At 52.6% G+C, this 10,454-nt stretch carries 10 protein-coding genes; 8 read left to right on the top strand and 2 right to left on the bottom strand.

Annotated features, from left to right (window positions below):
- Positions 1–201 precede the first annotated feature (201 nt).
- The 8 genes from QZP87_RS04835 to QZP87_RS04800 all read left to right on the top strand — a co-directional run bounded on the left by QZP87_RS04835 (position 202) and on the right by QZP87_RS04800 (position 8,963).
- A complete protein-coding gene (locus QZP87_RS04835) occupies positions 202–927 on the top strand; it encodes a pyridoxine 5'-phosphate synthase (protein WP_291321789.1) in 726 nt (241 codons plus the stop codon).
- Positions 928–1,192: 265 nt separating this feature from the next.
- Positions 1,193–2,794, top strand: a complete 1,602-nt coding sequence (locus tag QZP87_RS04830) for an NAD(P)H-hydrate dehydratase (RefSeq protein ID WP_291321788.1) — start codon at positions 1,193–1,195, stop codon at positions 2,792–2,794.
- 2 nt (positions 2,795–2,796) lie between these two features.
- The gene (locus QZP87_RS04825) at positions 2,797–3,261 is read left to right on the top strand and encodes a CBS domain-containing protein (RefSeq protein WP_291321787.1); all 465 of its coding nucleotides are present in this window, start codon (positions 2,797–2,799) and stop codon (positions 3,259–3,261) included.
- 107 nt (positions 3,262–3,368) lie between these two features.
- Complete coding sequence (tsaE, locus tag QZP87_RS04820) at positions 3,369–3,833, top strand: tRNA (adenosine(37)-N6)-threonylcarbamoyltransferase complex ATPase subunit type 1 TsaE (protein ID WP_291321786.1); 465 nt, start codon at positions 3,369–3,371, stop codon at positions 3,831–3,833.
- 22 nt (positions 3,834–3,855) lie between these two features.
- Positions 3,856–5,118 (top strand): aspartate kinase, encoded by a 1,263-nt coding sequence (locus tag QZP87_RS04815; protein WP_291321785.1) that lies wholly within the window; start codon positions 3,856–3,858, stop codon positions 5,116–5,118.
- A gap of 13 nt (positions 5,119–5,131) precedes the next feature.
- Entirely contained in the window at positions 5,132–6,757 is a 1,626-nt protein-coding gene (cimA, locus tag QZP87_RS04810) for a citramalate synthase (RefSeq protein ID WP_291321784.1), read from the top strand.
- Positions 6,758–6,768: 11 nt separating this feature from the next.
- On the top strand, positions 6,769–7,971 hold the full coding sequence (locus tag QZP87_RS04805; RefSeq protein WP_291321783.1) for a replication-associated recombination protein A: 1,203 nt from the start codon (positions 6,769–6,771) through the stop codon (positions 7,969–7,971).
- Between the two features lie 299 nt (positions 7,972–8,270).
- The gene (locus QZP87_RS04800; protein ID WP_291321782.1) at positions 8,271–8,963 is read left to right on the top strand and encodes a TIGR04283 family arsenosugar biosynthesis glycosyltransferase; all 693 of its coding nucleotides are present in this window, start codon (positions 8,271–8,273) and stop codon (positions 8,961–8,963) included.
- Between the two features lie 270 nt (positions 8,964–9,233).
- On the opposite strand, the gene QZP87_RS04795 is transcribed toward QZP87_RS04800, so the two are convergent.
- A complete protein-coding gene (locus QZP87_RS04795; protein WP_291321781.1) occupies positions 9,234–9,962 on the bottom strand; it encodes an amino acid racemase in 729 nt (242 codons plus the stop codon).
- 67 nt (positions 9,963–10,029) lie between these two features.
- A partial coding sequence (locus QZP87_RS04790; RefSeq protein ID WP_291321780.1) for an aldehyde ferredoxin oxidoreductase C-terminal domain-containing protein occupies positions 10,030–10,454 on the bottom strand: 425 nt, incomplete at its 5' end.

Here is a 10,454-nt window from a genome sequence, read left to right as displayed (position 1 = left end):
GGACTGGCTCTTCCGGGACCCACTTGTCCCAGAAATCGAGTCATTTTGAGCACAAAATGATGCTCAAGTGGGTCCCGGAGTGCCTGTCCCCTGCTTTCCTTAAAAGCGCTAAACAGATACAGGGGGGGATTACATGGTGACAGCCGGTATCCGGCGCCCCCCTGAATGGTTACAACGAGAGTTCTGCGACAGGAGATAGAAATGCCGGTACTGGTTGTAAACGTTGATCATGTAGCCACCCTGAGACAGGCCAGGATGGGCAGTGAACCCGAACCCATCACCGCCGCACACCTGGCTGAAATGGGCGGGGCCCAGGGTATAATCGTGCATCTGCGGGAGGATCGCAGGCATATTCAGGACAGGGACTTGAGTCTTCTCAAAGCCACCCTGACGGCTAATCTGCACCTGGAGATGGCCGCTACAGATGAAATGCATAGGATTGCACTTGAAGTCCAGCCGCATATGATATGCCTGGTACCGGAAAAGCGGGAGGAACTGACTACTGAGGGCGGACTGCAATGCATGGGACGTGAAGACTTTTTAAGAAGCTATCTGGCGCCCTTTAAGGCAAGAAACATATATACCAGTCTGTTCATAGATGCCGAGCCGGAGCAGATACAGGCAGCAGCCTCGGCAGGGGCTGATTATATTGAGATACATACAGGACATTACGCTGACGCCCGGGATCATCCGGCCAGACAGGCGGAACTGGAGAAGATCATTTCCGGCATCAAACAAGCAGGATCCCTTGGACTCAGGGTGAACCTGGGTCACGGTCTCAACTATCAGAATATTCTGGCTTTTTCCGGAGTCAAGAGTATTTGCGAATTTTCCATAGGCCACAGTATTATTTCCAGAGCCGTCATGGTTGGCATAAAAGAGGCCGTGGCACAAATGAATGAGATAATTCGCAGTTTTTCGCCTTGATTGGATTATAATCACTACTACCACTAGAACGACACTGATTTGTGCCTCAAGGGGACTGGCTCTTCCGGGACCCACTTGAAGCTGCAAATCAGGCCTCAATGGCACAAAATCACATTCAAGTGGGTGCCGGAGCTGCCTGTCCCTCATTTAACAAGTAACCCATTTTCTAAGTGTCGTTGTAGGGATAAGTCACTATGCCTGACACCGGTTTAACCAGCCGGTGGATTCTGAAATGTTTCGCTGTAATGATAAGGAGACAGACCTTATGTATTTACCTCTGCCCACACCGGAAGAAATGGCTGCCTGGGACAATAAAAGCATAGTCGAATACGGCCTGAAGCCGGAAATCCTCATGGAAAACGCCAGTCGTGAAGCCTTTGGTCTTATTAAATGCAGGTTAAAGAATCTGTCCGGTTGTTCAGCCCTGGTGTTTGCAGGTTCAGGCAACAATGGCGGAGATGCTTTCGCCCTGGCCAGACATCTCTGGAACAGCGATGTAAAGGTGATGACTCTGCATTCCAAACTTCTCAAAGAGTATGATGGTGCTGCAGGCTATCATCTTTCATTAATGCTGAAACTGGATATTCCCAATTTCCACCTTTCCGAGTACAATCTGGACTTCATCAAAGACGTGGATATCATTGTGGACGGTCTTCTGGGGACAGGTTTCACCGGGGAGCTCCGCCAGGACTATGTGCAGTGGATCAAAGCCATCAATAATGTGGGGGCCAGGTCTTATGTAATCTCTTTAGACATTCCTTCGGGCATTGACGGTGTTACCGGCGAACCCAGTCCGGTGGCGGTCAGGGCGGATGACACCGTGGCCTTTGAAGAAGCCAAACTGGGGCTTTTGCAGCCGGAAGCCAGGGATCATGTGGGGTGCCTGAGCATCAAAAAGATCGGCATTCCCCGGAAAATTAAGAGTGACAGCCCGCCGAAGAATTATCTCCTGGATGTAAATATCCTGGACAGGCTGACGGTTCCCAGAAGAACCATGCACAAGGGCGAGGGAGGACATGTCCTTGTCCTGGGGGGGTCCCAGGCCCTTTCAGGAGCAGCCGTGCTTACCTGTCTGGGTGCCTTGCGCTCTGGTGCCGGCCTGGTCACTCTGGCCTGCCCGGCCGAACTGGCAGGCCGGATCAAAGGGGGCTGGCCAGAGATTATGACTCTTCCCCTGGGTGAAGGCATGCATTGGCATCGTGATATGATTGTTGCCCTGCAGGAGCACCTGTCCCGCTTTGATGCGGTTGTTGCGGGGCCTGGGATAGGGCGGGACAGCTCAACCATGGAATTTCTGAGTGCTTACCTGGACATATTGCATCCCAGGACCCTTTTTGATGCTGATGCCCTGTATTTTCTTTCTCTTGAGCAGTCTTATCTGGAGAAGATTTCCCAGTTCAGGGAAGTGTTGCTGACACCGCATCCAGGAGAAATGGCCAGGTTTTTCGGGGTTACTGCAGATCAAATCAACCAGGAAAGGACCCGCTACGTGCAGGAATTTTCTTTCAGGTACAAGATCAACCTGGTTCTAAAAGGGGCGGCTACCCTTATTGCCGGATCTGACCGGCATTTTTACGTTTCACCTTTTGCAACCCCCAATCTGGCCGTGGGGGGGTCCGGGGATGTTCTGGCCGGTATTATCGGCAGCCTCATGGCTCAGAATCTGAGCACACAGGATGCTGCCAGTGTGGGTGTCTACTGGCATGGCCTAGCTGGAAAGGAGCTTGAGAACACTTATCCATACAGGGGGAATCTGGCCAGGGAGATTGCCGATATACTGCCGCAGGTGCTGGCTGGTTGCAAAGGCAGGAAGCGTGAAGACAAGGTTTTCTTTTTTTGTTCCAAGACTCATACAACCAGGGACTAGACATGATCACAGCACAGGATTTGATGACCAAGGATCCCCTCAGGGTTCGACCCGATACTGAAATCGCCGAGGCTATCCATCTTTTACTGGAGAAGAAAATCAACGGTATACCCGTAGTGGATGACGAAGACAATCTCGTGGGCATTATCTGCCAGAGCGATCTGGTGGCCATGCAGAAAAAAATCCCTCTGCCCTCTATGTTCACCATTCTGGACAGCATTGTGCCTCTTAGTTCCACCGCGAAGCTAGACAGGGAGATCAAAAAGATCGCCGCAATCAGGGTGGAAGATGCGATGACCCCGGAACCTCTGTCTGTGGAAATCGACACCCCCCTGGAAGAACTTGCCCAGATCATGGTGGACAAAAAGTACCATACACTGCCTGTGGCTCAAAACGGTAAACTCGTGGGGGTTGTGGGCAAGGCCGATGTCTTGAAGACCCTGGTCAGCGATCAAGGCTCGGATTAGACTTACTCCTGAAACCCTGTCACAAAAGCTCTTTTCTTTATTGGGTTGCGGGCATTGCCCGTGTTAAATCTTTCGGTACCAACGTGCTGTCTTCAATAACAATATTTTTGCCTGATCATAATTCTACGCTGCAATTGGGCAGAGAAACAGGCCTTTGTTTTATCAGGCGGGATTTTTTTCCAGCGGTGTTTTTCCGGGGGGAACTGGGAGCCGGCAAAACCACCATGATCCGGGGGATTGTTTCCGCACTGCCTGGCGGGGAAGAAGCTGAGGTCAGCAGCCCCAGTTTTAATCTGGTGAATATTTATCCTACACGTCCTGAAACGGTGCATGTGGACCTTTACAGGCTGCAGGGAGCGGATCCGGATGAGGATGTAGTTGAGATGCTCACGGGTCAGGACCGTCTGGTGCTTGTGGAATGGAGCGAGTACCTTCAGTCCTGTCACCTGCCTGAGGACAGGGTGGAAATATCCATTGAGCTGGACAATGATTCAAGAAAAGCGCAGATTGCATTCTACGGGGAAGCCTCAATCCGGATGATAACCGCCCACTGCTTTCCCAAAAAGCGCTGAACAGATACAGGAGCAGATGCATATGCGGGTGATAGTACAGAAATACGGCGGCACCTCTGTTGCTGACGTGGAGTGTATGCTCAAAGTCAGAGAGCGGGTGCTCAAGGCCCTGGACAAGGGCTTCAAAGTTGTAGTGGTCTTGTCGGCTATGTCCGGGGAAACCGATCGTTTAATAAACCTGGCCAATAAATGGTCCAAGCGCCCGGATCCCTCAGAGATGGACGTTATTGTATCCACAGGGGAGCAGACCTCTGTTGCTCTTTTTTCCATGCTTCTCAAGGATTGCGGGGTCAAGGCCAGGTCATTTCTGGGATTTCAGATTCCCATCCAGACGGATCGCAGTTTCGGCAAGGCCAGGATCCTGGATATTGAGCATGAGTATATCTTTGATATCCTGAAAAACTATGACGTGCTGGCGGTGGCCGGGTTTCAGGGGTGCGACTGTGAAAGGCGCATAACCACCCTGGGCCGTGGAGGTTCAGACACTTCAGCTGTGGCCCTGGCTGCGGCCCTGGATGCCGAAATGTGTGAAATCTATACTGACGTGGACGGAGTATACACCACAGACCCCAAGATCTGCTCCCAGGCCAGGAAGATTAAGAAGATCGCCTATGACGAGATGCTGGAAATGGCCAGTATGGGAGCCAAAGTGCTGCAGATCCGTTCCGTGGAGTTTGCCAAAAAATATAATGTCCCGGTGCATGTGAGATCAACGTTTACCAATGATCCGGGAACTTTAGTCGTACAGGAGGATAAAAGCATGGAAGCTGCAATGGTCTCCGGAGTAGCCTATGACAAGGACCAGGCCAGGATAACCCTGGTGGATGTTGAGGATATCCCGGGAAGCGCGGCCGCAATTTTTGAGCCTATATCCAGGGCCAATATAGTTGTGGACATGATAGTTCAAAATCCCAGCCGGGAAAGCGGACGCACGGACATGACCTTTACCGTCCCAAAGGGCAGCAGTGAAGATACCCTGAATATTCTCAAGAAAATCAAGGATAAGATCGGTGCCAGGGAAATATTGAGCGATACCAACGTGGCCAAGGTTTCTGTTATCGGCGTGGGCATGCGCAATCATTCCGGAGTGGCTGCTATTGCCTTTTCCGCCCTGAAAAAAGAAAACATAAATATTATGATAATCAGCACTTCTGAGATAAAGATTTCATGCCTCATAGAGGAGAAGTACACAGAACTGGCAGTGCGCACACTGCATGAGGCTTTCGGCCTGGGGGAAATGCAGGATGTTTCTTCTGAGGATAAGGCCCAGTGCAGGAATGAATGATCGGAGTAATATCATGGCAAAGATACAGATATACGATACCACTCTTAGAGACGGTACCCAGGCAGAGGACGTACATCTTTCAACCGAGGACAAGGTCCGCATTGCCCGCAAGCTGGACACACTGGGGATAGATTATATTGAAGGGGGCTGGCCCGGTTCCAATCCTACTGACCAACGCTTTTTCCAGGAAATTAAGAACTATGCCCTGAATTATTCCAGGGTGGTGGCCTTTGGAAGCACCCACTCCACCAAAAAAAACCCTGAAAACGATCCCAACCTGGACGCCCTGGTCAAGGCCGGGACCAAAGCCATCACGATTTTCGGAAAGACCTGGGATGTGCATGTAAAAGATGCCCTGCGTACCACCCAGGAGCGCAACCTGGAGCTGATCTATAACTCTGTGGCCTTTCTGAGGCCAGGTGTTCAGGAGCTTTTTTTTGATGCGGAGCACTTCTTTGACGGCTTCAAGGCCAACAAGGACTTTGCCCTGGCCTGCCTGGGCAGGGCCATGGAAGGGGGAGCGGACGTCCTGGTTCTGTGCGACACCAACGGGGGCACCACCCCAATGGAGCTTTGCCGGATAATCCAGGAAGTGCAAAGCAGCCTGCCGGATGCCAGGCTGGGAATCCATGCCCATAACGATTCTGAAACTGCGGTGGCCAATTCACTGCTGGCGGTGGATCTGGGTGTGGTCCAGGTACAGGGTACTGTAAACGGATACGGCGAAAGATGCGGCAATGCCAATCTGTGCTCCATCATACCCAGCCTGGAACTGAAGATGGGGCATACCTGTCTGCCTGAAAACAATCTGAGCCTACTGACCGGTACTTCGCATTTTGTGGCAGAGGTGGCCAACATAGGGGCCTTTCACCGCCAGCCTTTTGTGGGCAAGTCCGCTTTCGCTCACAAGGGCGGGGTGCATGTAAGTGCTGTACGAAAAAATGCCAGGACCTATGAGCATATAGTCCCGGAACTGGTAGGCAACAAGCAGCGTATTTTGCTTTCAGACCTGGCCGGGCAGAGCAACATTCTTTTCAAGGCCAAGCAGTACGGTTTTCAGCTGGATAAAGACGATCCTTTTGTCCTGGATCTTCTCTCCAAGCTCAAGGACCTGGAGAGCCAGGGCTACGAGTATGCTGCGGCCGAGGCCTCCTTTGAGCTGCTCTTGAACCGTACCCTGGGACGGGCCCGCAAGTATTTTACTCTGGATTCGTACCGGGTGCTGGAGACCAAAAGCGATAAGAATGAACAGCCGTTTTCCGAGGCCACAGTCATGGTCAGGGTAGGCGGCATGCAGGAACATACCGCCGCCACAGGCAAAGGCCCGGTCAACGCCCTGGATAACGCCCTTCGAAAAGCCCTGGAAAAGTTTTATCCCTCGCTGTCGGAGATGCACCTGGTGGATTTCAAGGTCCGGGTGTTTGCCATAAACAACTCCGGAGCCTATTCCGGCACGGCATCCCGGGTCAGGGTGCTGATTGAGTCGGCGGATCAGTATTCCCACTGGGTCAATGTAGGTGTGTCCTACAATATAATTGAGGCCAGCCGTCAGGCCCTGGAAGACTCCCTGAACTACAAGCTCTTCAAGGACGACCAGGCCAAGCTGACCCGGGCCATCAAGGAAGCTGAAAAAGCCTGAATACAAAACAGATGCAAAAACCCCTGGCAGAAAAGATCCGGCCCCAGAGTTTTGAGGAGTTTGTGGGGCAAAGTCATCTAAGGACCAGGCTCAGGGCTATGGGGCAAAGCCAGAGGCTGCAAAGCACTCTGTTTTTCGGCCCTCCGGGATGCGGCAAGTCCACCCTGGCCCTGATAGTTGCTCAATACCAGGGCAAGGCGTACCTTAGACTAAGCGCTCCGGAGACAGGTCTGGCTGAGTTGCGCAAAAAGCTGGATGGCCTTGAAATACTGATCCTGGATGAATTGCACCGGTTTTCAAAGGCTCAACAGGATTTTTTCCTGCCCCTTCTTGAAACCGGTGATATAATTCTGCTGGCCACCACCACTGAAAACCCTTCCTTCAGCGTTACCCGCCAACTGCTTTCCAGGATGAATGTTTTGCGCCTGAGGTCCCTCAGCATGTCGGAGTTAAAGCTCTTAGGGGAGCGGGCAGCAAAAGAACTGGACAGGCTGGTGCCTGATAAGAGCATGGATCTTCTGGCTTCTCTTTCCGGGGGTGACGCCAGGACTTTTCTGAATCTGCTGGAATATGTGCGGGAACTGGAAGACCAGGACCTGGAGCCGGATAAGCTCAAAGGCTTTCTTCCGGAAGCTGTCATAAAGGGGGACCGCGACGGTGACATGCACTATGAACTGGCCTCGGCCATGATCAAGTCCATCCGGGGCAGCGACCCCGATGCGGCCCTGTACTACCTGGCCTGCCTGCTTGAAGCCGGTGAGGACCCCAGGTTTGTTTGCCGCAGGCTGATACTTTCAGCCTCTGAAGATGTGGGCCTCGGTGACCCCATGGCCCTGCCCCTGGCGGTCTCCTGCCAGCATGCAGTAGAGTTTGTCGGCATGCCCGAAGGCTTTATCCCCCTGGCTGAAGCCGTAGTTTACCTGGCCCTGGCTCCCAAATCCAATTCCACTTACGCCGCCTACCTGTCCGCACAGAAAGAAATCCGCTATAATGGGCCCAGGCCAGTGCCCCTGCACCTGAGAAATGCTTCCACAAGCCTGCAGAAGGAATGGGGATACGGGCAGGGCTACAAATATCCTCACAAATATCCCGGAGCATGGATAGATCAGGATTATCTCCCTCAGGAACTTGCAGACCGCAGGTTTTACGAGCCCAAGGACCAGGGACAGGAACCCAGGCTTCTGGCCTGGCTCAAAAAAAGAAGAAAGATATGATTGTTTTCAGTGTGTGTCGAGCCGGAGCTGGTTGTTCCCAGGGACGACTCCTTATACGTACCTGGGTTTCCAGGATACCTATCCCGTAAACATTCAGGGGGCACTGGGTGATGATTATCGGAATTCACGCCCTTGGCGTGACTGGGGACTGTACCCCGCTATGTACTTTGATAAGCATTCAGGGGGTGCCGGAACCGGCCCGGGGACTGTCCCCAGGCTGGTTTGTGCATTCCTGGATGGTTACAGATGCGCAGACCATCGACACCGGCTTATAAGTGTCACGGCAGTGTCGGAAGCCTTTGCAAAAAGACGGAGCAATATCAGTAATAATCCCGGTTTTCAGAGAGCAGGAAACCATAAACCGTTATCTGGGCTTTCTGAAAGCAATATTTTTGTCTCCCGGGCATGAGATAATTGTAGTCGACGGCTCTTTTCATGCCGAAAGCATCAAGGCCATTCAGGTGCCGGGTATCCGGACCGTACACTCAAAACCAGGCCGGGGTGCCCAGATGAACGCCGGGGCCGGGGCAGCCGCCGGCCGTATACTGGTTTTTGTACACGCGGATACGATTTTGCCTGCCAAGGCCCCGGAACTTATTATTAAGGCCCTCGAAGAAACAAACATATCCGCCGGGGCTTTTTCCCTGGGGATAGACTCCGGCAGGACTTCTTTGAAACTGGTGGCCATGGCGGCCAATTTGCGCACCTGGTGGACCCGGGTGCCTTACGGAGACCAGGCGATATTCATGAGCAGGGATTATTTTTTCTGTATCGGGGGGTTCATGGAGATCCCCCTGATGGAAGACCTGGAACTCATGACACGTATCAGGAAAAGAAAAGACAAGGTCCGGATTCTGCCCCAGAAGGTCCTGACTTCTTCCAGACGCTGGAATAAGGAAGGCGTGTTTCGCTGTACCCTGCGAAACTGGTTTATTCGAGTTCTGTACCACTTCGGCGTCTCACCGGACAGCCTGAAAAAGCTTTACAAATAGACTTGAGGTAACCATTCAGGGGGGCACGGTGGTGATTGCGGCCGGTATAGGCCCTCTGAATGGTTACTTGGATGTTATACAAAAATTTTGCGGTAATGATATTATCACTACAGCGACACTTAATTTGAACTCGAAGGGGACTGGCTCTTTTGCCGCCGGATAGTCCGGCTGTTTTACTGTTTGAGTTCGGCAAAAGTGCCTGTCCCCGGTGGCCGAGGCAAAAATTAACACAGAGTGTCGCTGTAATGTTATGGGAAGACCAGTGCTTTTTCAGTTCCGCCCTTTGCAGATGCGAATAATGGAGCGAGCTAGTATATCCGAAGAGTCATACTGCGGCAAGGGCAGGGGCATAGGTGGAAGCCAGGTACAAGGTATAAGACTCAATTCCGTACACGCGACGACTACAGCCTGCGCACCTTGAGTCTTCAGGCTGTATACAGCCGCTTCAAACACAGGAGCAGCCTGGTCCACAGCGCCTTTTTTGATATCTTTGATGACAGCCATGAGCCTGTCCTGGCAGACCGTTTCCGGATAGATCACGGTTACCCCGGACGCTGAGAAAGCCTGGTGGTACAGGCCGGTGAGGAGCAATGCAGTGGAACCCAGAATGCCCACCGTGGCGATCCCAGGCTGTTGTTTCAGGACTTCCTGTACTGTGATCTCAATCAGGTTGAGCATCGGGATGGACACGGCATCCTGGATATCCTGAAAGTAGTAATGCGAGGTATTGCAGGGCATGGCCAGAAAGTCAGCGCCCCAGGCTTCCAAACGTCCGGCCATGTCCTGCAATTCAGTTACCGGGCTCTCCCCAATGCCTTCGATAAGCGCCTTGATCCGTGAGGGCACTTTGGGATTGTTGTCCACAATACAGCGGATATGATCAGCATCGTCCAAAGCCGGGGTCAAACGGATCACACGGGACATCAGGTCTACGGTGGCTTCTGGCCCCATACCGCCGATGATGCCGACGATTTTTTCCTGGTTTACCTTTTCCATCATTCCCTCCGAGAGGGCGACATCATTTTGCCTCGCGCCTCCTTGCTCATACGCTCAGCCACCTGCCTCCTTAATTTCCCTCCCACACCAGCCAATCCAAACTCAATCTATACAACGTTCCCTTGCCGGGCACACCGTTTTCATCCCAGCCCATCATGGCGTAGTACAGGTCTACGGCCTGTTGAAAGGAATCCGGAGCAATGGCCTCACCCTTGAGCACGCCGTCGGGCAAGGGTTCGAACATCCGCCGGAAGAGCTTATCGTCCTTGCTGTCCATCCCCTGGCGGATATTAAACATCCGGGCCAGGACTATGGAGCGCTCGGCCACAAGCATCAGTTCATGCAGGCTGGTGGACCAGCCGGTGATGGCCTCTACGGCCTGGCACAGTTTGTCATAGGTCATGGAAAACAAAGGAGCCACAACAAAGTTGCACAGCCCCAGGGTATTATTCATGGCCCAGGTCTTTTCTCCGGCAATGAAGTAGCGCACCTTGT

It is taken from the genome of Desulfonatronospira sp., from assembly GCA_003563255.1.
GTDB lineage: Bacteria > Desulfobacterota > Desulfovibrionia > Desulfovibrionales > Desulfonatronovibrionaceae > Desulfonatronospira.
This window is presented reverse-complemented; position numbering and strand designations above follow the sequence as displayed.

Bases quoted from the DNA above. Each gene is read 5' to 3' on its own strand.
- QZP87_RS04835 (WP_291321789.1), top strand. From the start codon at position 202: ATGCCGGTACTGGTTGTAAACGTTGATCATGTAGCCACCCTGAGACAG.
- QZP87_RS04830 (WP_291321788.1), top strand. From the start codon at position 1,193: ATGTATTTACCTCTGCCCACACCGGAAGAAATGGCTGCCTGGGACAAT.
- QZP87_RS04825 (WP_291321787.1), top strand. From the start codon at position 2,797: ATGATCACAGCACAGGATTTGATGACCAAGGATCCCCTCAGGGTTCGA.
- QZP87_RS04815 (WP_291321785.1), top strand. From the start codon at position 3,856: ATGCGGGTGATAGTACAGAAATACGGCGGCACCTCTGTTGCTGACGTG.
- cimA (WP_291321784.1), top strand. From the start codon at position 5,132: ATGGCAAAGATACAGATATACGATACCACTCTTAGAGACGGTACCCAG.
- QZP87_RS04805 (WP_291321783.1), top strand. From the start codon at position 6,769: ATGCAAAAACCCCTGGCAGAAAAGATCCGGCCCCAGAGTTTTGAGGAG.
- QZP87_RS04795 (WP_291321781.1), bottom strand. From the start codon at position 9,962: ATGATGGAAAAGGTAAACCAGGAAAAAATCGTCGGCATCATCGGCGGT.